Here is a 21,100-nt window from a genome sequence, read left to right as displayed (position 1 = left end):
GACATGCCACGTTTCGCGATCCTGCATCATCGGACTCCGTCACACGCCAGCAAGCCAGATCACTACGATCTGCTGCTGGAAGATGGCGATGTGTTGAAGACGTTCACGTTATGGGAATTTCCCAGGGTGAACGAGCCAACCGAGGCAATCCCTGATTTTGATCACCGATTGATGTACCTCGACTACGAGGGACCCATTTCAGGAGATCGTGGCGAAGTGACCCAGGCCGATCGTGGAAGTTTTTCCTGGGTGATTCGCGAAGCCCATCAAGTCGAGGTCGAACTAGCGGGGGCAACGCTGGTTGGCCGCTTGATCTTGCGGCTTCAAGATTCAGAAATGCCAGGGGGAGGGGAGGCCTCTTCGGCGACCGACTGATCGGCCTCGGCTTCCTGCTGGATTTCCTCGGCGGTCTTGATGGTCTCGCCAGAGAGCAGGATCTCGCCATCCTTCAGTTCCAAGGCATCGATGCGAATCTCGCCATCGATTTCGCTACCGGAATCGGGGATGGTGATCAAAGCGACCGGATCGCCATTGCGCTGCTGCCAGCGAATCGGGATGTCGGCCTTGTCGGCGTAGGAATCGATCTCGGTTAGCAGTTGGCCAATGGGAATCGGCAACGATCCCGCAGTGACGTTGTGAAGCTGAATGCCGACGACGTTCGCTTCTCCTTCCACCAGGAAGCAGTCAAGCGAAACCGCGAGAATCGAATTGAGCGACTGGCCGTTGTATTTGCAGCCAACCAGCAGCGTCTTGCCTTTCACGGCGACGCGTGGGTCTTCGATGTATTCCGGCAGCAGGTCTGGAAACTTCTCTTTCAAGTCCGACGCGAGCCAGCCATTGATTTGCTGATCGGTCAGACGCAACGACCAGCGACGCGGCTTTTTCACCTGATTGGTGAACGCAAAGACTTGCTCTTCCAGGATCTCGCCGGTTTCATCGGCAAGGGTCGGTTCGACATGCAGGGCCTGATCGTAGAACTCGGGGATGTGCTGGCTGGCGTTGTAAACCGAGCCGGTCACCGCCGCAATAATTGCGACCGCTACCACAAAAACCACGATAAACGTCTTTTTGGACCGCGCCACCGTCGACCTGGGAAAGAGGGAAGATACCCCGCTCCGAGTTGGGAGCGTCTGCGGGAATCGTAGGAATTTCTCAGGTCGGCGTCAATTTGAATCGGTGGCCGCTAGCAAGTTTGCGATTATTCGCCGGCAAACCGCAACAAAGCGTATTTCTTCTTGCCGCTTCGCAGCACCATGACCGTTTCACTGGCCAGGTCGGTTGTGCCAAGCATCTTGTCGGTCTCTTCGATGCGGCGATTATTGACGTAAGCCCCGCCCTGCGAAACGGTTCGGCGGGCATCTCCCTTGCTTTTGCAAAGACCTGATTCGACCAATGCATCAACAATGTTCAATCCACCATCCGCTGCCAGGCGATCGCGTCCAAGTTGCTGGCTCGGCACATCGGCGAAGATTTCGATCAACTGCTTGTCGCTGAGATTGTCGATTTCTCCTCCGAAAAAGATCTCGGTCGCCCGCTGGGCACTTTCGACGCCTGCCTTGCCGTGGACCAACTCAGTCAGTGCCTCGGCCAGACGCTTCTGGCTTTCGCGTTTGTGAGGTTCGTCAACGCGAGCCTTGTCGAGGGCTTCGATCTCTTCGCGTTCCAGTTCCGTGAGGAAGCGGAGGCACTTCCCAGCGTCTTCGTCGGCGACGTTGATCCAATATTGGTAGAAGGCATATGGACTGGTCCGCTCGGCCGAAAGCCAGATGGCGCCTGACTCGGTCTTGCCCATCTTGGTGCCGTCGCTCTTGGTCAGCAGCGGGCAGGTCATGCCGAACAACTGAGCGGAACGCATGCGTCGTCCCAGGTCGATCCCGGCGGTGATGTTACCCCATTGGTCGCTGCCACCAATCTGCAGCGTGCAGCCTAGCTTGTCGTACAAGTGGACGAAGTCGTAGGCCTGGAGCAGCATGTAGCTGAATTCGGTGTAACTGAGCCCGGCGTCGTCACGTTCCAGACGCCCTTTCACCGAGTCCTTCGCCATCATCACGTTCACGGGGAAGTTCTTCCCGATATCGCGAAGGAAGTCGAGGTAGCTGAAGCTTTGCATCCAGTCGAAGTTGTTCACCAGCACCGCGCCGCTTCCTGCTTCGTCGAAATCGAGAAACTGGTGCATCTGCGTTTTGATGGCGTCGACGTTGGCTCGCAGTTGGTCGACCGACAGCAGATTGCGCTCAGCACTCTTACCGCTGGGGTCGCCAATCATGCCGGTCGCACCACCGACCAGGGCAATGGGTTTATGGCCAGCGGCTTGAAACCGTCGCAGCAGCATCAGCGGGAGCATATGCCCGACGTGCAGCGAATCGGCGGTGGGATCGAAACCGGCATAGACGGTTCGAGACTGCTCGTTGAGCCAGGTAGCGAACGAGTCGTCACCGGTGGTTTGATTGATCAGGCCACGCCACGAGAGTTCTGCGTAAATGTCTTTCATTTGCCGAAAATCGCCGCCGTAAGAGGGTTATCGCTATCGTTGGGAAAGGGGCATTTTATGAAAAAATGCCTCGTTTCACTACGGGACGACACTGAATCGGCGGCGACGGTTCAACTTCTTTCGGAAAGCAACCTTTGGGCAACCACCAGGTCGTCTTGGGTGGTAATTTTCAGGTTGTTTAACGAACCCTTCACAACCGTGACCGGGTGACCGAGGCGTTCGACCAGGCTGGCGTCGTCGGTGGCAGGTTTGTTGCGGAACTTCTCGTATGCCTCGAGAATCACCGGGCGGCGAAATACCTGGGGGGTTTGTGCTTCCCAGATTCCATCACGAGGGACCGTTTCCGAGATGGTCCCTTCGGCAGAAACCCGTTTCAGCGTGCCTGGAACTGGCAAGGCCAGAATCGCGGCTCCGCTGGCGGCCGCCGCATTGAAGACCGCATCGACCATCACATTGTCGATCCCTGGCCGAGCGGCATCGTGGATCGCTATAAAATGGCTCGAACTGTCGAGAGCGTCGATACCATTGGCGATCGAGTCGGTACGCGTTTCGCCGCCGAGCACGATTTGAATGCCTATCTCGTGGCAGACTTCGGCGAAGTTCTCGCGGAAGTACGCTTCGTCGTCAGCCGAGATCACAACCACTACGTCGCTGACGTCTGGCCTAGCCGCGAATAGCCGGGCACTGTGAAGCCAAACCGGCTGACCGAGTAGGGGAACGTAGACCTTCTTAAGCTCGCCGCCGCCAAAACGCGTGCTGCGGCCGGCGGCGGGAAGAATGACACTGAACTTGATCAACGATGCGGTCCTTACTTGGCGACAGGTAACCAGAGGTTACTTATCATACCGCATCATGATTTCGTCTGGGGGCACGTCGACGCCCGGGAAGTTTCCTTCCGCGACCATGCCCCCGACTTCCGAAACGCGACGGAAGTATCGATCACTGGGTGCCGTCAGCAGAACCTTCCGCTTCAAATCGCGGCAAGCAATATCGGCCGCGGCCCGAACGGTTTCGTTCTCTTGCTTGGCGGCGTAAAGGGCGGTTGCCAACATCGTCATCAGGTTCTGCACGTTCTGCGACAGATACGACATGCGGCACTGACGATCTGCCAGCTTCAGTTGATGCTTTCGCATCGTGCCCGAGATTTGCAGCGGCATATCCTGCAGATGATCGGCCGCGAACTGAGCGTGAGCCCGCAAGTTATCAGGCATCTGCGGAAACTTCGGCTTCGGCTTGCCCCCCATGTACTCCTTCATCATCCACGACGCGTACGGAGCAATCACTCCCTTCAGCGCCCAGGCATGAGCCGGGTTCAGTGGGTTTGGCTTCTTGATTCCAGCGGCATGCAATGCCTTGCCGATGGGTTCAAAGAACTGGGTGCCGTGCTTTTTCACGAGTGACTTGAAGAACGCCATCCCGAGCATCTCTCCTTCCCCTTCATAAATGCATGGGGCCAGGTACTCGTGGACGTTGTCGCCGAACATGTGACCATGCAGGAACGAACGTCCGCCATGAGTCTTCATGAACAACTCGATCGCGGCTTCCTTCTGCGACTCGCTACCGAAGATTTTGGCGATGATGCACTCCATCTCGCCGCGGTAACCTTCGTCGATCAGCGTCGAACACCACGCCACAAGCGCGTCGGAGGCAACGATCATCCCGGCTAGTTTGCCGAGGCGACGCTGAACCAGTTCGCGCTTGGCGATCGGTTCGCCGTACGTTTCGCGGAAGTGAACCCAAGGGATCATGCTGGCCATCATCAGTCGCATCGTCCCGGCCGCATTCGCGCACAGGCTGATACGCCCCAGGTTCAATCCATGGTAGGCAATCGTCAGTCCGTTTCCTTTGCCAGGAACCAATAGGTTCTCTTTCGGAACGCGGAAGTTGTTGAAGATGATGCCCTGGTTGTACGTGTGCTTAAGCGCCCACAAACCATACTTTCGCAGTTGGAACTGGTCGTTCTCTTCGTTTGGTAGATCGACCACCAGCACCGCGGGAACATCGTCGATCAAGCAGACCACGCCAATCGTTCGGCCTGGGACGACGTTGGTGATGAACAGTTTCTCGCCGTTGAGCACGTACGAATCGCCATCCAATCGAGCCGTCGTCTTCAATGCCGTCAGGTCCGAACCTGCACAAGGCTCGGTCAATGCGAACGCTGAAAGACGTTCGCCACTGGCCAACTTCGGCAAGTAACGCTGCTTCTGTTCTTCGTTGCCGAAGGTGCTCACCGGATCGACCGCACCGATACAGCCATGCACCGAAGCCAGACCGGCGAGGGTCGGATCGATCATTGCCATCTGCGTCAGAAAGGGCGCGAACGAGCGAAAAGGCGTGCCGCTACCGCCGTAATTCTTATCGACCAGCAGACCCCAGTAGCCCGCTTCACCAAGGGCTTTCAGGACTTCGTCGCGGATCTTCCCTTTTTCGTCGGTGATGGTCTTGCTGTTGCGAAAACCTCGCACCACCTCAAGGCTGTCGTCCATCACTTTGCGGATCTCGGGAGCCGTTTCGAGTGGGTTCGACTCGAACAGTTCGACCGAGATTCCACGATCCCACACGGCGCGATGGGCCGGGCTGTTGGCGGTTTGATATTGCGGCTGGAAGAGCTTTTCGACCTGGTCGTCGGCCGAGTCGATCGCGCCGGTTCGGCGGGCTTCGTCCGCGCTCTTACCACCCAGCTTCAAAGCGGTTTCGGCAAAGGAAGTCTCTTCTTGTTCCGTCGCCGGTGTTTCCGGTGCGGTCGAGTTCGTTGTATCGCTGCTCATCGTTGCTGCTCCCGCCAAGAGAAGTGGAGTGTTGTCTTAACGAGGGATATGCCCCCGTTAAATAGGCGTCCAAGCTAATTAACTCTACGCTATATTTTCGCCCGAGGCTCGGACAGGGCGAAAAGTATTTGCCGCAAGTCCTAATTTAACAAAGGATTATGGCAACCAAGACCGCCACCAGGGACGCGACACCTGAGCGGGCTCGTACATTTGCTGGATTATGGCATCGTAGTTCTTTAGGATTTCGCACCGCCGCAAGCTGAGCTTCGGGGTCAGTTCGCCGCTGGCTGGTGTGAATCCTTGTCCCAGAATGGTGAAGGGCCCGACCTGTTCGTAGTCGGAACGATTGGCCAGTTGGCAGTCGAGAATGTCGCGGAACCATTGCCGCACCGTGGGATGCTCGAGCGCTTGTTGCTTCGAGAAAACCCATAGCCGAGCCTCTTGGATGCGTTGCCGTAGCAGATCGGGGTTCGGAACGATCAAGGCGGACAGGCACTTACGACCTTCGCCGCAGACCATGACCTGGGCGACCAGCGGATCGCTTCCGATGGCGATCTCGAGGGCTTCCGGATTCACGTTGCGGCCGGTCGAAAGGAGGAGGATCTCTTTCTGGCGACCGGTAATCCAAAGGAAGCCTTCGTCGTCGATCAGGCCAAGATCGCCGGTCCGTAGCCACTCGCCATCCATGATTTGGCGCGTTGCTTCATCGTTCTGGTAATAGCCCTGCATCACGTGTGGCCCGCGGGTTTCGATCTCGCCTGCTTCGGTCGCGCGAACTTCGACGCCTTTCAGCGGTTTCCCAACACTGCCGGGGCGATGGGCTCCTTCGGTCGAAACGGTGATCACCGGCGACGACTCGGTCAGGCCGTAACCTTCCAGCAGCGAAACTTGCTGCTTCTCGAACGCATCGATCACCCACTTCGCCAGCGGAGCACCGCCACTGGCACACATGCGGATCTCGCCACCAAACGCTTTCTTCAACGAACCGCGTTCGTCGAGCTTGCCACTCAGTTTCAAGCCTTCCACCACCTTCTGATAGAAGTACGGCACGCCGTTGATCAGCGTGGGCGTGGTGGCCTGACAGTCGCCCAAGATCGTTTCTCGCGAGAAGGCCAGCACCAACTGCGATCCGCGAGCGATCCAGGTATAGACGTCGCATGTCCGGGCATACAAGTGGCTGAAAGGCAAAAAGCTGAGCCGTTTGTCGACCGGCTTCTCGTCGTAGGCATGCACTGTTGCTTGGGCGTCGAAGGCCAGATTGCGATGGCTGAGCATCACCCCTTTCGGCTGGCCGGTCGTCCCAGAGGTATAAACCAACGTGCAGGTCGAGTTCGGATCGATGCCCGCCACACGCTCTTCCAGATGCTGCAGTACTTCGTCGGTGCTTACCTGGGACGCGTCATCGTTTGAGAGAGACGAAAGTGTAATCGGTATCTCACCGCAGATAGCCGCCAGTCGGTCACGGAGCTGCGGTGTGGCGACGACGATCGACTTCGGCTCGCAATGCTGAATGGCGGAAACCATTTGATCGAGCGCCAGGTGCGTGTTGAGGGCCACATGCCAGACGCCTAGCATCATCATCGCCAGGTCGAAAGTGATCCACTCGCGACTGTTATCGCGGATTTGTACGGCTCGATCACCAGCTACGTAGAGTCCGGCTTCTTCCGAGCTGCGCACGATCGCGTAGACATCGTGCAGCAGATCTTCCCAGGTCGCCGACTGAAACGGAGCGTCTGCCGATTCCCGATACCAGAGGGCAGGCCGATGGCGCCCTGCCCGAACCCGATGCAGAAACATCGCAGCGATCGAGCTGTTCTCGGCAAGCTCTTCCCTCGTATCCATCCGAGATCTCCGGGCTGGTTAGTCGAGACGCTCGAAGATGGTGGCTATGCCCTGACCGACACCGATGCACATGGTCGCCAGGCCGTACTTCGCTCCGCGATCTTGCATGGCATGCAGCAGCGTGGTGCTGATACGTGCTCCGGAACAACCCAGAGGATGACCGATCGCGATCGCACCGCCATGCACGTTCACCTTCGATTCATCCAAACCGAGCCCACGAATGCATGCCAACGACTGCGAGGCAAACGCTTCGTTCAGTTCGACAAGGTCGATTTGGTCGAGCGTTAGACCGGCACGCTTCAGTGCTTTTTGGGTTGCCGGAATCGGACCGGTGCCCATGACGGAAGGTTCGACGCCAGCCACGGCGGTCGCCACGACGCGGGCCATTGGCTTCAGCCCCAGTCGCTTGGCCGAGGCATCCGACATCATCAACATAGCCGAGGCCCCGTCGTTGATCGGCGAAGCATTCCCGGCGGTCACCGTGCCACCATCGGGCATAAAAACGGGACGCAGCGCGGACAAGGCTTCCAGGCTGGTATCGGGTCGTACGCATTGATCGACGGTCCACAGTTGCCGGGCACCTTCTTCCGTGCGGCCATGGGTCGGCACGACTTCGTTCTGGAACTTGCCACTTTCGATTGCGGCCGCTGCTTTTTGATGGCTGCCGAGGGCGAACTCGTCCTGAGCTTTTCGCGAAATGCCTTGCGTTTGTGCCAGGAACTCCGCGGTGATCCCCATGTGCAGGGCCGCTTCCGAAGTGTGATGGTACAGCTTCGGGTTGATGTCCAACGCATGATCCATCGGCACATGGGTCATATGTTCGAGACCGCCGACGATCTGAACATCTTCAGCGCCCGCCAAAATGCTGTGGGCGGCCTGATTCAAGGCTTGCAGGCTGCTGCCGCAAAGCCGATTGATGGTCGCACCGGCGGCAGTCACGGGAAGCCCGGCCGTTAGAGCAATGATGCGAGCGACGTTCAAACCTTGTTCAAGCGTTTGCTGCGTATTGCCAAAGAGAACGTCTTCGACCTCGTTGGGGTCGATGCCGGTTCGCTTCAGCAGGGCTTCGACACAATGAACCGCCAGGTCGTCGCTTCGCACGTCGCGATAATAACCTCGCTCGGGATGAGCACGGCCAATCGGTGTTCGCACACAGTCAATGATTACGGCCTGATTCATGATGTTGCTTTCTATTATGACTTCGGCCACTGCCAGAACACTTGCGTCTTCCGGCAACGCACGAGGGGATGCATCCGTGAACTAGTTCGACGCTCGGTCGTAAAACTTGCTGTCGTTCTTCGCCATATCGAGCAGCATTTCGGTGGGGACAAAACGCTTGCCGATTTCTTCCAACGGCTTGAGCCATTCGACCAGGGTCTTCGCCCCGACCGTATCGGCCCAGAAGAGCAGCCCACCTTTAAACGGTGGGAACCCGATCCCAAAGATCAAACCTAGATCGACGTCGCGCGGATCGCGAACGACGCCTTCGTCGAGGGCCCGTGTCGCTTCCAACAGCATTGGCAAAATCAAACGATGTTCGATCTCGGCATCGGTGATTTCTCGCTGCGGTGGATCGACATAACGGGCAATCAGTTCCAATGCCATTGGATCTGGCTCGGGACGCCCCTTCTTCTTTTCGTGGTTATAGAAACCGTACCCCTTCTTCGTGCCGAGGCGTTCGTTCTTGATCAACGCGGGCAAGATCGGGGAAACGAGCGTGCGATCCGGGAAAGCGTCGTACATGGTTCGTCCGGCATAGAACGAGGTGTCGATGCCGACCATGTCGTACAAGGCGATTGGACCCATCGGCATGCCGAACTTGACCGCGACTTTGTCAATCCGTTTCATATCGACCCCGTCCTGAAGAAGCTGCGTCGCTTCGTTCATGTAAGGGAACAGCAGTCGATTCACCAGGAAACCAGGGCCATCGTTGACGACGATCGGAAACTTGCCGAGACCTTTGGCATAAGCCACGGCGGTCGCGGCCGTTTCGTCCGAGGTCTTCTCGCCTCGGATCACTTCCACCAACTTCATTTTGCGAACTGGGTTGAAGAAGTGGATCCCGACGAACCGTTCCGGATGCTTCAGATTTCCGGCGAGCTTGGTGATCGGCAAGGTCGACGTGTTGCTTGCCAGGATCGTGGTCTCAGGGAGGTTTTCTTCGAGACCGGCGAAGATCTTGCGTTTCAGTTCGAGGTTCTCGACGACCGCTTCAATGATGATATCGCTGTCGAGGAGTTCGGAACTGTTGGTCGTGCTACGAAGTCGACCGGCGTACTCGATGGCTCGCTCGACACTCTTACTGCGGGTCGCTTTGTCGAACGACACTTCGTCCAAAATCGCACTGGCACCACGCTGTAGTGCTTCGGCATTGGCGTCGTTCAGTTTGACCGCCAGGCCACGCTTCAAGTTGGCGGCCGCGATGCCGCTTCCCATGATCCCAGCACCGATCACGCTGGCCGATTGCAGCTTGCGAGGCTGCGGTCCGTCGCCAGCAACGCCGCTATCTTTCTTATTGCGATCGGTCAGCAGGAAGACGTTGATCAGTGCCGCATTGACCGGGGTGCCAAACAGGCTGGCCATCCCCTGGGCTTCAAGCTCTAGGGCAGCCTCGGCATCGAGCATCGCTCCGCCGAGCAACGTTTCCAGAGCGGCCAAGGGGGCAGGATACTGTCCCTTGGTTTGCTGCTGAATGTAGGCCGATGCGGTCGCACCCATGAAACCGAATTCGGTCTCGTTGATCGAGATCGGCTGAACACGCTTAGCTCGGTCTTGCTTGTACTGACCGGTCTTTTCTTCTTCGCGAATGATGCCGATGGCGGCCGCCAACAAGTGTTCTGGCGGAACCATATCGTCGGCGAAGCCAAGTTCAAGAGCCTTCTGCGGCGAGACACTTTCGCCCGAGGTGATCATCTTCACCGCGTTGCCCAGGCCGACCAAACGCGAAAGTCGCACGGTGCCACCCCAGCCGGGATAGATACCGAGCTTCACTTCCGGTAAACCGATCTCGGTCTTGTCGTGCGTCGTGACCACGCGGCGATCGCAGCCAAGGGCCAGTTCGGTACCACCACCAACGCAGGTACCATTGATGGCAGCGACGGTGATCCATTTGTTTGTATGCAATCGCCCGAAGAGGGTTTGCCCCCAGCGGCACATCTCGTAGGTTCGCTTGGTATCGACTTCCATCGAGGCGGCGAACTCGCGAATGTCGGCACCAGCAATGAAGATGCTGGGCTTCGCGGAATCGAGAATCACGCCAACGATATCGTCACGTTTGGCGAGTTCATCGAGATGGCCTGCCAACTCTTCCATCACTGGATGGCTGAGGATGTTCGCCCCTTTGTCAGGCAGGTCGAACGTAAGGCGAGCGATGTCCTTCTCGGGGTAGCTGAGCTTGATGCTGGAATTCGGGGCCATGTCTCCGTCCGTTTCGTCCCGGGCCTTCGGCAAGGGTATGCCATCTGGACCACGTAACACCATTAGGGGAGCGTAACATGCGGGGTGCTCCCGGACGAAGGAATTATAACGCGCCGAGGCGGGAAGGGTTGGGCGGAGCCAAGCCCTGGCGCCGGAGAAATTGGCTTACTGGAACGAGGCCTGACGGTCGAACCAGTTTTTCCACGCAGCACACCGGGCATCCAGCGAATCGGCCGGAGAAATCTGTCCTGGGTGCTGTCCTTTCGGGACAAGACTGGACAGTCCGTCGAGAGCCGCACTGCGGATTGCCGTTTCGTCGTCCAGAGCTCGAATCAAGGTCGGAATATCCGAATCGTTGTTTCGGGCCGCGATCGATTGAACGGCCAGCAAGCGAACTGTCTTCGACGACGAATAGGTCATGCGGTTTAAATGGCTTGATCCGCGTGGATCTTGAAAATGATCCAAGGCCCGGCACGCAGCCAGTTGAACATCAATGTCGCTATCGAGCAGCATTTCGGCGAATCGATGACGATCGCCATCGCGCTGCAGCTGCTGCAAGGCTTCAATCGCCGCGATACGAACCGCAGGCATCTCATGTTCCAGGCCGTCGCACAGCTGCGAAGCGACATCCGGCAAAGGATACCTCGACACGTGCTCGTAGGCCGCGATGCGTACTTGAGTGAGATCGGTTCCCAAGGCTCGACGAACGATTGCTTCGGCAGGGGGACGCTGATCCTCGTGAACGATTTCCAGTAGCACCGGCCATGTCATCGGTGTGAAGCGGTCGATGTTCCGGTAAATCCGCCAAACGACCAGTTCCGGCAACGGATGCTGCGTGGCGTGCTGTGCCAATTGTCGCGCGGCACCGAGAGCCAGTTGAGGGCGGTCAGAGATCGCTTCTTCCAATCGCCGATACAACGGATCGCACTGGGGCAACAAGACCTGGAATAGGTAGTCGTTCTCGTAGTTGGCCAGTTGTTCGGCTGCTTGATCGACGGCGGTCAGCACTTTGGCTGGTTCCAAGAGCAACGTTTGCCGGGCCTTCACGCGCTGCGACTCATCTGCGGCATGTTGGGACTGGTCGATCAAGTCGAGGATGGTGATCGCTTCTTCGGGAGTCAGTTCGACGCGTTCGATGGGCTTCGGCTCGGCATCGGCGTCGTCTGACTTTCGCGAAACCAACATGCCTGCCCGGGCTTCGATCGCTTCGCGAACCTGGCGGCTGTTGTCTTCGCTAAGCTTTTCGATAGCGAACTGATGGCGAGGTTCGATCGGAATGAATTCCGCCACCGCCAGGCGAACTCGCCACGAAGGAGCTTCCGCCAGGCGAGTCCAATGCAGGTGATCGTCCAGTTGAGCCCAGGCAATCACAGCAGCGACTTGCACGAGCGTCGAATCATTTTCGGTGATTGCTTCGAGGGCTTCCCGAGCTTCCTTCGAGCCTTCGCGACCGAGGCCGATCGTCGCGGCTTCACGCGTGGGGAAGTCGGCCGAGCGCGTTTGTTCGAGCAGCCGATCGATGGGGGCGACCGATCGCAAATAGGCTGGCCACAGTCCGACACGACGAATTGCCTGGGTCGACATGGTGCCGAATCGCTGGGCAATCGGTTCAGGGACCTTTCGACAGTGAGCGACCAGGAGCAGATCGAGAATCGTTTCCTGAATCTCTGGCTTATGCTGAGCGAAAGCAACGATGAACCGCGGATCGTCTTCGATCTTCTGTGATACGGCGGCCAATGCGATCCAGAGCTGTTGCTCGAGGAGCGTGACCGCATCTTCGCCTTCGATCTGAACCGAAGAGAGCAACGCCTCGCGTCGCTCGAACAAGCCTGACACGACCGGTCGAGCTATTTGTGTTGGTTGCAGGACGATAGCTTCCAGCAAGGCAGCTTTCGTGGCGGAAGTGGTCGTTTCATCTTCGACCAACTTGCCGAGTGCTGCCGGGTCGACCGACTCACCCAGGCGAGCCAGTCCGATCATGGCCGTCGATTGAACTTCCGGATCGGTCGATCGTGTGCCAGCGAGGAGTGTTTCGCGAGGTGATTCTGGCTGATCCAGCAGCCGCTCGAGGGACTGATGTCGCCACAGGTGCGTGCCGGTGGGAATCGCTCGGTAGAGAGGCGTTCCGGCTTCGTGATACCAGCCCCGAGACGAAATCTTGCGAGGGCGAAAGTCGTTCTTCTTCGATTGAATGACATTCGCCGCGAGGATCGCTTCAGCCTCGGTCACGGCAACGTCAGGCTTCGCCGCTTGGTCCATTGGCGTAGATGTGAGCTTGGCGGGAAGCGACTTCGGTTGCTCTGGGGACGGTTCGCTGGCCAAGGTTTCGAGCGCACGATCATCGCTGACGACGCTACGGCAACCACTTCCACAAAGAAGAGTGACCGCTGCGGCGAGTGCTAGCAGCGAAGCAGGAATCGAGTTGGCCCGAACATAATTCTGGATCATGCCGCCGCTTTTAACGGGCGGCGGCTGTCGGGACAAGATCAGTCAGGCGAATGCCTAGGCCGAAAGAACTAGCCAGGCAGGTCGCTGCCCGTCGGAGGCATCGGGGTCGTGCCGGTACCACCGGCCGGACCACCAGCAGGGGGCGCTGGATTGCCAGAACCAGCACCCGGGCCACCAGGAGCAGGACCACCAGCACCCGGTCCACCCGGTCCAGGAGTAGCCGCTCCACCGGGCACATCGGCCCCACCTGGAACGTCCGCACCGCCAGGGACATCGGCTCCACCAGGAACGTCCGCACCGGCAGGCATCGCGGGAGTACCACCAGCTCCAGCGGCGGGGCCCGTACCGGGACCGGCACCAGGAAGGTCGGCTCCGCCTGGCATATCGGGACCGGTAGGCATCACGCCACGGCGAGGACCTGGGGCGGCGCCACCGGGGACATCGGGGCCGACGACTTCGTCTTCTTCGTCATTCTTATCCGGCGGCGTAATTTCGATGGCAGCTTTCGCGGCCAGTTTCTGAGCGGCCGTGGTCAGATTTTCCAGACGGGTCTTCGAGTTCTTCAGCAACTCGGCTTCCATCAATTCGTCGTCGTCGATGGTGGCCAGCATGGCAATCATCGCGTTGGCCAGGGCCACGATCATCTGACGATCTTCGGCTGCCTTGGCGTAACGAATCAGACCTTCATTGATGTTCGAGCCATCGCCGGAGATTGGCTGCGTGATGTTACCCACCAGGCCTTGCTTGGCTTCGTCGAGATGGGTCTTGGCTTGACGACGGAACAAGGTTTCCATGCGGAGGGCAATCGGGTCTCGCAGGATTTCCTGCTGTTCCATACCACCACCACCGAACTCACCTTCCATCATGCCTTCGTCGCGGGAACCACGTCGACTGTTGCGACGACTACCTCCACCGACGGGACGACCTGCGGATGGTGACGATGGCCCAGCGCCACGACCCAAGCCAGGAGCACCCCCTCCCATACCAGGAGCACCCATGCCAGGCATGCCCATGCCGCCGCCATATTCGCCGCCGCCACCTGGGCCCATCATAACCTTGTAATATTCTTTGATCGCGTCGTCGTACCACTCGACGTCGGCGGCGACTGCTTCGAGGCCAACCTTGCCGATTTCAGCCGATTGCTTCACGACATCCATCTTGCCGGCGGTCTGCGGATCGAAGGTCATTTGGCCCTTGGCGGCGATCGCTTCGCAGCGCATGTTCATCGGCAGCGACTCGTCGAGAATCACGGTGTCGAGTGCCTGGGCCAGGTTGCCATTCACCCCGGAGCTGCCGATCGACTTGGCGACATCGATGGCACGCTTCCGCATCCACTGATGTGCGTCGGGGCTGGAATTCTTGGGGACTTCTTTTTCGTTGATCGTTTTGACGACCAGGCTCAGCACTTTGCCTTTCTCGGCATTCGGCATCGCACCGAGATTGACTCCGTAAAGCTGGGCGTGATCCATCAGACCAACCCAAGCACCGATCTTGACGGCGTCGCTTTGGTTTGGATCTTCAATGATACTAACCAGCATGGCCGTGGCCGGGGCGTAAGGAACGGATGGCGTTCCGGCCAGCGTGTCCATTTCTTTCGAGCGCAGGTCACCCAGCAGCAAAGCAGCGTTGTAACGCAGCACGGGGTGATAGGCTGGCTTGATGTACTCGCGCATGAACTCGACCATGATCTCGTTCAGCATCGCGCGGGCTGTCTGATCGGCGTAGTTCGGCGAGTAATAGGTGCGGAGAAACTCTTGGCGTTTGGCACCGGCCTGGGATGCGTTCTGCTTGCGCGTCCAGCTCTTCAGGTAGGCGTCGCGGAAGAACTTCCGAATCGCCGTGCGGCCCGATTCGTCCATGGTCTTCCCGCCGAGGTATTCGCGAACGACCGCTTGTGCCTGGCCAAACCGGATACGGGTTTGGGGGTCGCGGGAGTCCGGATCGATATCGGTGGCGGTGACATCAATTTCCTTGTACTGCGCCCAGGCAGATGGTGTGGCAATCGCCATCAGCGCGAAAACCAGAGACCAAATTGCAAGTCGTTTCATGCCACGATGTTCCTATGGGTAGATACGTGCGAACCTCGGAATGAATGAGGCTCGGCTTCGATGAGCCTGGCGAGGGTAGTTTAGGGAAATCTTTCCCCCGATCGACGAGTTATGTAATCATACCCTCTGACTCCGCCAAGGTTAAGAATAGTTGCCTATAGCGGAGAGTGTCAACGAATTGGTGGATTCCCCCTAAGAGGGCTGGGTATGGGTGAAAAGAACCTGCTTTACTATGACGATCGTTTTCTTCAGCACAAAACGACCTCGCACCCAGAGTCTGCGGTACGTTTGATGACCTGTACCGAGCGACTGCAGGCCGAAAAAACCTGGGAATCTTGGGTTTGCCCCCCATTCGAGCCGGCTACGAAGTCGGACTTATTGCTGGCTCACGACGCCTCGGTGGCCGAAGTGGTTGAGAAGTTTTGCCAACAGGGGGGAGGCCGAATCGAAGTCGATACGCTGGTCTCGCCTGAATCGTACCAGGTTGCCTTGCTGGCGGTCGGCGCGGCGATCGATGCGACCCAGAAGGTTGTCCGAGGAGAAGCGGACAATGCCTTCTGCTTGTTTCGGCCGCCGGGGCACCATGCGACCCCTGACACGAGCATGGGGTTTTGCTTGTTCAACAACGTCGCCGTGGCGGCATCGTACGCGGTGAAGAGGCTCGATTTATCCCGGGTGCTGGTCGTCGACTGGGACGTGCATCATGGAAACGGCACGCAAGACATCTTCTGGCGAGACGAGACGGTCGGGTTCTTTTCGATGCACCGCTATCCGTTCTACCCAGGCTCTGGCGATCGTCACGCGACAGGCGAAGGGCCTGGACTGGGGCTGACCCACAATCTGCCGGTCACTTATGGAACCGAACGGGCCGAGATCTTAAGCCGGTTCGAGCATCAACTGCAGAAGTTTGCCGAACGAGTCCGCCCCGAGTTGGTTCTGATCAGCGCTGGGTTCGATGCCCACAAAGACGACCCGGTCGGAGACTTGGGCCTGGAAAGCGAAGACTACATCACGCTGACGCAGCAGGTCCAAGAGGTGGCCAACACCTGGTGCGGTGGGAGAATCGTCAGTCTTTTAGAAGGGGGCTACAATCCGACCCGGCTGGCCGAGTCGGTTCAGCTTCATCTGAACCAACTGGCCGGGGATTCTTCAGCCTAGCAGCGAGAAGTCGCGACTATCGCTCGAGCGGGTCGATACCCTTCTCGGTGACATCATCGGCAACGCTGAGCATCTTCAGCAGCACCACGACGTAAGGCGTTTCTGGGTGCGGCTGAACGGGGAGAGGTCGCGAGAACGATTCCAGTTCCAGGCTGGTTGGGATATTATTCTTAGGCCAACGGAAGTGATCAACGTTGCAGACCATCAAGGCGACTTTCTTCAGTTCATGAGTCGGAAGGGAGAGGATGGCCGTGTAACTTGCAATGCGAGTGCCAAAAAGTGCCAAACCGCCTTCGAAATGATTCAAGTCGGCGTTTATCGAGACTTTTGAATTTGCCTTGAAGACGGCAAAGTTTGCCCCGTTTTTGCGAGTCCGATAGCCCTCAGACTCGAAGGAAGAATTTTCAAATCACCTTTGCAAAAGCTTCCAAACGCCTACTTAGCGGCGTCTTGAATCGCTTCGATAGCCGTTTGCAGTTGTGGGTCGGTAAAGTCGAGCAAGGCTTGCTCATCTTCCGAAATCTCACGTTTGTCGGCGGAGGAAGGATCGGCGAAATTTGTTCGGTCGACATCATGCAGCCGACGCGAGCGGATGACTTTTGCCAACGTCTCGTCGTCTAATTCCAACTCCCAGCTTTCGTCAGGGGTGACGCCCCAATCGTCATCATCCTTAGAATCAGGAAAATGATGAATGTTGCTGCCGCTCGGCCGCCAGTACGTGGCGGTCGTGATCTTCATGGCCCGGCGATCCCCATCCAGTGGGAAGATGCTTTGCACGGTCCCTTTGCCGAACGAGCGTTCGCCGACGATGGTTGCCCGGTGATGATCTTGCAGGGCGGCGGCGAAGATTTCACTGGCACTCGCACTGAAGCGATTCACCATCACGACCACCGGGAGGTTCTTCGGAACGATCGTGCCGCCGGACGAAGCTTCGTAAACGTCGCGGATCTGGTTGTTGCGGGTACGCGTTGTGACGATCTCGCCTTGATCGATAAACATGTCGACCATCTGGATCGCCGCGGTCAGATAACCGCCCGCGTTTCCGCGCATGTCGATGATGATCCCTTCGACTTTACCGTCGATCTGCTGAAGAGCGGCCTCGAAGTCGGAAGCGGTACGATCGCCGAATGAGTCGACACGGATATAGCCAATCTTCGGATTCTCGGCTAACACATAGCTCCATTTGCCACCGGGACCGTGCGTGTCACCCATGACCGATTCGACCATAATGCTGGCCCGGTTCATGGTGATATCGACCGGCTTTTCCGCCCCGATATGCTGCACGGTCAAGGTAACCGGAGTACCTTTCTCGCCATGCAGCCGCTTGAGCGAAGTATCGAAGTCTTCGCCATTGAGCTTCACGCCATCGATCGCCAGGATAACGTCGCCTGCTTGAACGCCTGCTTCATAAGCTGGCGCGCCTGCTAGAGGCGTGATCACCAGCATCTCGCGGGTTTCTTTGTTGAAGTCGACATGCACACCGATGCCGCCGAATTCCTGACCTAGCTCTCGGCGGAAATCGGAATAGCGGGGCGGAGCGATGTAGACCGAGTTTTGATCGAGAGGCGCTGTCAGGCCTTCCATTGCGGCGTTGAACAGCTCTTCGTCGTCGACCGGCCGCACGTAGAACTCGGAGATGGTCCGCATCCCTTGCTGGAACATCAAAGCGTAGCGAGATTGTCCCGCCGACGCGTAACAAATCATTGCCACGACGAAGGTGACGCAAATCGTAATCAGGTTTCCACGCGGCATAAGGCACTAAGACGTAATAGCAGGTCTACGAGCACTCGAGTCCCTCTATCGTACCCCGTGCAGCAGGATGGTCCTAGTAGCAAGGCCTTTGCCTAGCTTCCCAGAAATGGGACCGGAACGAGAAACGCGTGCTGTTCCAGCAGACTATCCGCCCCTCTCCACGAGATGTAAAGAAACAAGTACATGAAGAAGATGTACGACACGACGACCGGAATCGCCGCCAATCGACCCAGCCATCGCCACACGAAATGAGCCGGTTTCTCCCGCTTCTTCGCCACGGCCAACGCCCACCCAGAAAGCATCCGGGCCGGAAAGATAAACACGACAAAGAACAAGCTCGGCAGCCACGCGATCTCGCGGTCGATCATTTCGATCTTCAGCAGGTAAAGCGGCAACGCGAATAGCAGCGTTGTCAGTAAAGCCAACCACCAGGCCAGCGGAGCCTGACGAAAGAGGCTGCGAACCATTCGCACTTCAAACAACGCTTTGAAACGGTTCTCGGCGGCGAAGTGGGCTTGCAGAAATGGCAGGTAAAGCAGCACGAAGGCAAACATCAGCATCCCGGGCAAGCTCACCACGAACGCGGCCCCTGGCTCGGTAATCTGCCGGGCACCAATCATCCACAGCACCGGAATTGCCAGCCAGGCCAGCGTCCCGAAGAAGCCGCGGGCTCCGAGCGAGAAGTAATGCCACAGGTGAAGTTCTTTGATGAACGCGAGCGTCCCTTCCCGAGCATGGGCGTACATGCCACCGGTAAAGATTGTCTTGAAAAACAAGATGGGGGCTGGCCAAAGGAAGTGGCGGAAGCGACCTCCGCGATAGCATGCCCAAGCGACATGCAGACCAACGGCCACTGTCGCGATCATCGTGACCGTCCACAAGTTTCGTGTCTGAGGACTGTTCGGATCGATCAGCCAGGCACTTTGCCAGGCATCGGAAAGGAACCGCAGCGGCAGAAACATCAACCACGCTCCGGCCACCATGCTGCCGATCTTCGAGGCCTTCCGAATCCCGACGAATCCTTGGGTGAACTTCCCGGTGCGGCCGATCCGGCCCGCAACTTCCAGCAGATAGCCGAGGCTCATCAGGTTCAGCACCGGCACGGTCGCCAGAAAAGCGAGGATCACGACCATCGAGACCACGCCAAAGCACCAGTCACCGGCACTCAGCAGGCCCGAGCCAATCCGCCAGAAGATTGGCGTCTTGGGAGGTACGCCAACACCCTGGTCTGGCGTTTCAGGCGACGAAGGTGGATCGCCCAGCGGTCGGACGATTTCCTCCGCGGCAATCAATTCGTCGGTGGGCCAGCTGGCATTGGCGACAGACATGGATGTTTCCAGGGGTGACGAGACGAGATCGCGGAAAATCTACGTAGGTTCCTTTTTTACCCGGACAATTGGGCGGGTGGTTTTGAGAAATCGAAGAAATTGCCAAGTTTTCTCTACAATGAGAAACTTCCAATTGGGGATATTGGTAAGAATGGAGTCGAATCGCACCTTTTCTCGTCTGACAGACTTCGTCACGGACCAACGCATATGTGGCTGAAGAACATCGCATTTATCGCTCTGGCGACGATTCTGCTCGCTTCGCTGGCCAACTGGCTGCTGGCTCCGCCGAGGGTCGAGGCCATCGATACGCCATTGATCGTGGCCGATGCCAGCATGCTGAAAGCCAAGCAGATTATCGATGCGCAGTTCGCCGAGATCTGGGAACGCGATGACCTGAAGCCTGCTCCGAAAGCGGATGACCTGACGATCGCTCGCCGCATTTCGCTGGGACTGACCGGTTCGATTCCTTCGCTCGAAGAGATCCGCCTCCTCGAAAATCGCCCAGAGGAAGATCGCCTGGCATGGTGGGTCGATCACTTACTCGAAGATCGCCGTTATGGCGACTACATGGCCGAGCGTCTCTCGCGGGCCTATGTCGGAACCGAAAACGGACCGTTTCTCATCTTTCGCAAACGAAGGTTTGTTACCTGGCTCAGTGATCAACTAATGGCCAATCGTCCGTACGATCAGCTCACGAAAGAACTGATTGCCGAGTCAGGCCTATGGACCGATCACCCGGCGGTAAACTTCATCACGGCGACCGTCGATCAAGATGGTACGAAAGAACCTGACGTCGCGATGCTGGCCGGGCGTCTGACGCGTGCTTTTCTGGCGACTCGTATCGACTGCGTGCAGTGCCACGACGACAACCTGGGGGGCGATCTGAAGCAGAGCGACTTCCACGAGTTGGCCTCGTTCTTCAGCGAAGCGCAGAATTCGTTCGTCGGCATCACCGACAAAAAGGGACGCCCTTACGAGTTCAAGTATCTCAATGCGGAAGAAGAAACAACGGTCCCTGCCCAGGTCCCGTTCAACCAGCAACTGTTGGCCGAACAGAGCGGAACGCTTCGCGAGCGACTCGCCGGTTGGGTGACGCACCCCGAGAATCGCCCCTTTGCCCGAGCGTTGGTGAATCGCGTCTGGGCGGTGATGACCGGCCGGCCGTTGGTTGAACCGGTCGATAGCATTCCGCTGGAGGGCAGCTTCGAGCAAGGAACCTATCCGCCAGGGCTCGAACCGCTGGTCGACGAGTTCATTGCCAGCGGATTCGACCTCAAGGAACTGATTCGCTTGATCGCCTCGACCGAGGCCTTTCAGCTCGATAGCCGGGCCGAACATGAAATCACTCCCCGGCACGAACAAACCTGGGCGGCGTTTCCTGTCACGATGCTTCGGCCGGAACAAGTTATCGGCAGCATCAATCAGGCGACGTTCCTGCAAACGTTGAACGCTGATAGCCATATCCTCACGCGGCTGATTACGTTCGGCGAAACGAACGACTTCCTTAAGCGTTATGGCGACGCAGGTGAGGACGAATTCAGCATGGATGGCGGGACGATCCCGCAGCGGTTGCTGATGATGAATGGCAACCTGGTCAAAGAGCGGACCACGCAGAACTTCCTGCGGAACTCCGCTTCCCGCGTGGCGGCACTTGCCCCTAGCGATGAAGTCGCGGTCGAAACGGCGTTCCTGTGTGTGCTGACGCGACGACCAACCGAGATCGAGCAGCAGCACTTCGTTGCTCGCCTGAAAGATACCGAGATCAAAGCCAATCGTATGCAGGACCTGGAAGATATCTACTGGGCCCTGATGAACTGCACCGAATTCGCCTGGAACCACTAAGGATCT

The 21,100-nt window shown here is 57.9% G+C and carries 15 protein-coding genes; 3 read left to right on the top strand and 12 right to left on the bottom strand.

The annotated features are described in order from the left end of the window. Positions 1-3 precede the first annotated feature (3 nt). Complete coding sequence (locus tag AB1L30_RS09120) at positions 4-375, top strand: DNA polymerase ligase N-terminal domain-containing protein (protein WP_367013109.1); 372 nt, start codon at positions 4-6, stop codon at positions 373-375. Here the strand turns inward: AB1L30_RS09120 and AB1L30_RS09115 are convergent. The 9 genes from AB1L30_RS09115 to AB1L30_RS09075 form a co-directional block, all read right to left on the bottom strand. Next, the gene (locus tag AB1L30_RS09115; RefSeq protein ID WP_367013108.1) at positions 324-1,055 is read right to left on the bottom strand and encodes a hypothetical protein; all 732 of its coding nucleotides are present in this window, start codon (positions 1,053-1,055) and stop codon (positions 324-326) included. The genes AB1L30_RS09120 and AB1L30_RS09115 overlap by 52 nt on opposite strands. A 143-nt stretch (positions 1,056-1,198) precedes the next feature. Further along, positions 1,199-2,491 carry a tyrosine--tRNA ligase gene (gene tyrS / locus AB1L30_RS09110; protein WP_367013107.1) on the bottom strand — a complete coding sequence of 431 codons (1,293 nt, stop codon included), beginning with the start codon at positions 2,489-2,491 and terminating at the stop codon, positions 1,199-1,201. A 110-nt stretch (positions 2,492-2,601) separates the two neighbouring features. Then, a complete protein-coding gene (ispD, locus tag AB1L30_RS09105) occupies positions 2,602-3,288 on the bottom strand; it encodes a 2-C-methyl-D-erythritol 4-phosphate cytidylyltransferase (RefSeq protein ID WP_367013106.1) in 687 nt (228 codons plus the stop codon). 36 nt (positions 3,289-3,324) lie between these two features. After that, on the bottom strand, positions 3,325-5,259 hold the full coding sequence (locus AB1L30_RS09100) for an acyl-CoA dehydrogenase family protein (protein ID WP_367013105.1): 1,935 nt from the start codon (positions 5,257-5,259) through the stop codon (positions 3,325-3,327). Positions 5,260-5,415: 156 nt separating this feature from the next. Further along, a complete protein-coding gene (locus AB1L30_RS09095) occupies positions 5,416-7,101 on the bottom strand; it encodes an AMP-dependent synthetase/ligase (RefSeq protein WP_367013104.1) in 1,686 nt (561 codons plus the stop codon). Positions 7,102-7,119: 18 nt separating this feature from the next. Further along, positions 7,120-8,280, bottom strand: a complete 1,161-nt coding sequence (fadA, locus tag AB1L30_RS09090; protein ID WP_367013103.1) for an acetyl-CoA C-acyltransferase FadA — start codon at positions 8,278-8,280, stop codon at positions 7,120-7,122. 81 nt (positions 8,281-8,361) lie between these two features. Further along, positions 8,362-10,518, bottom strand: coding sequence for a 3-hydroxyacyl-CoA dehydrogenase NAD-binding domain-containing protein (locus tag AB1L30_RS09085; RefSeq protein ID WP_367013102.1), 2,157 nt, complete (start codon positions 10,516-10,518; stop codon positions 8,362-8,364). 165 nt (positions 10,519-10,683) lie between these two features. Continuing rightward, complete coding sequence (locus tag AB1L30_RS09080; protein ID WP_367013101.1) at positions 10,684-12,966, bottom strand: HEAT repeat domain-containing protein; 2,283 nt, start codon at positions 12,964-12,966, stop codon at positions 10,684-10,686. 68 nt (positions 12,967-13,034) lie between these two features. Continuing rightward, entirely contained in the window at positions 13,035-15,014 is a 1,980-nt protein-coding gene (locus AB1L30_RS09075; protein ID WP_367013100.1) for a hypothetical protein, read from the bottom strand. A gap of 207 nt (positions 15,015-15,221) precedes the next feature. Between AB1L30_RS09075 and AB1L30_RS09070 the strand changes: the two genes are divergently transcribed. Next, positions 15,222-16,172, top strand: a complete 951-nt coding sequence (locus AB1L30_RS09070) for a histone deacetylase (protein WP_367013099.1) — start codon at positions 15,222-15,224, stop codon at positions 16,170-16,172. A 16-nt stretch (positions 16,173-16,188) separates the two neighbouring features. Here AB1L30_RS09070 and AB1L30_RS09065 read toward each other — a convergent pair whose 3' ends face one another. The 3 genes from AB1L30_RS09065 to AB1L30_RS09055 form a co-directional block, all read right to left on the bottom strand. Then, positions 16,189-16,377, bottom strand: a complete 189-nt coding sequence (locus AB1L30_RS09065) for a hypothetical protein (RefSeq protein ID WP_367013098.1) — start codon at positions 16,375-16,377, stop codon at positions 16,189-16,191. A gap of 230 nt (positions 16,378-16,607) precedes the next feature. Continuing rightward, entirely contained in the window at positions 16,608-17,876 is a 1,269-nt protein-coding gene (locus tag AB1L30_RS09060) for a S41 family peptidase (protein WP_367013097.1), read from the bottom strand. 140 nt (positions 17,877-18,016) lie between these two features. Further along, positions 18,017-19,252, bottom strand: a complete 1,236-nt coding sequence (locus tag AB1L30_RS09055) for a DUF4013 domain-containing protein (RefSeq protein ID WP_367013096.1) — start codon at positions 19,250-19,252, stop codon at positions 18,017-18,019. Between the two features lie 207 nt (positions 19,253-19,459). Here AB1L30_RS09055 and AB1L30_RS09050 point away from each other — a divergent pair, with 207 nt between their 5' ends. Further along, positions 19,460-21,094: a DUF1549 domain-containing protein gene (locus AB1L30_RS09050; RefSeq protein ID WP_367013095.1), complete on the top strand. Its 1,635-nt coding sequence runs from the start codon at positions 19,460-19,462 to the stop codon at positions 21,092-21,094. Positions 21,095-21,100: the final 6 nt, after the last annotated feature.

It is taken from the genome of Bremerella sp. JC817 (assembly GCF_040718835.1).
Taxonomy (GTDB): Bacteria; Planctomycetota; Planctomycetia; order Pirellulales; family Pirellulaceae; genus Bremerella.
The sequence above is the reverse complement of the archived record's forward strand: the minus strand, read 5'-3'. Positions and strand labels throughout refer to the sequence as shown.

What these genes read in the sequence shown, in the direction of transcription:
- fadA (WP_367013103.1), bottom strand. Translation starts at nt 8,280, where the DNA reads ATGAATCAGGCCGTAATCATTGACTGTGTGCGAACACCGATTGGCCGT.
- AB1L30_RS09050 (WP_367013095.1), top strand. Translation starts at nt 19,460, where the DNA reads ATGTGGCTGAAGAACATCGCATTTATCGCTCTGGCGACGATTCTGCTC.
- AB1L30_RS09055 (WP_367013096.1), bottom strand. Translation starts at nt 19,252, where the DNA reads ATGTCTGTCGCCAATGCCAGCTGGCCCACCGACGAATTGATTGCCGCG.
- AB1L30_RS09085 (WP_367013102.1), bottom strand. Translation starts at nt 10,518, where the DNA reads ATGGCCCCGAATTCCAGCATCAAGCTCAGCTACCCCGAGAAGGACATC.
- AB1L30_RS09065 (WP_367013098.1), bottom strand. Translation starts at nt 16,377, where the DNA reads ATGGTCTGCAACGTTGATCACTTCCGTTGGCCTAAGAATAATATCCCA.
- AB1L30_RS09060 (WP_367013097.1), bottom strand. Translation starts at nt 17,876, where the DNA reads ATGATTTGTTACGCGTCGGCGGGACAATCTCGCTACGCTTTGATGTTC.
- AB1L30_RS09075 (WP_367013100.1), bottom strand. Translation starts at nt 15,014, where the DNA reads ATGAAACGACTTGCAATTTGGTCTCTGGTTTTCGCGCTGATGGCGATT.
- AB1L30_RS09100 (WP_367013105.1), bottom strand. Translation starts at nt 5,259, where the DNA reads ATGAGCAGCGATACAACGAACTCGACCGCACCGGAAACACCGGCGACG.
- AB1L30_RS09080 (WP_367013101.1), bottom strand. Translation starts at nt 12,966, where the DNA reads ATGATCCAGAATTATGTTCGGGCCAACTCGATTCCTGCTTCGCTGCTA.
- tyrS (WP_367013107.1), bottom strand. Translation starts at nt 2,491, where the DNA reads ATGAAAGACATTTACGCAGAACTCTCGTGGCGTGGCCTGATCAATCAA.
- AB1L30_RS09120 (WP_367013109.1), top strand. Translation starts at nt 4, where the DNA reads ATGCCACGTTTCGCGATCCTGCATCATCGGACTCCGTCACACGCCAGC.
- AB1L30_RS09095 (WP_367013104.1), bottom strand. Translation starts at nt 7,101, where the DNA reads ATGGATACGAGGGAAGAGCTTGCCGAGAACAGCTCGATCGCTGCGATG.
- AB1L30_RS09070 (WP_367013099.1), top strand. Translation starts at nt 15,222, where the DNA reads ATGGGTGAAAAGAACCTGCTTTACTATGACGATCGTTTTCTTCAGCAC.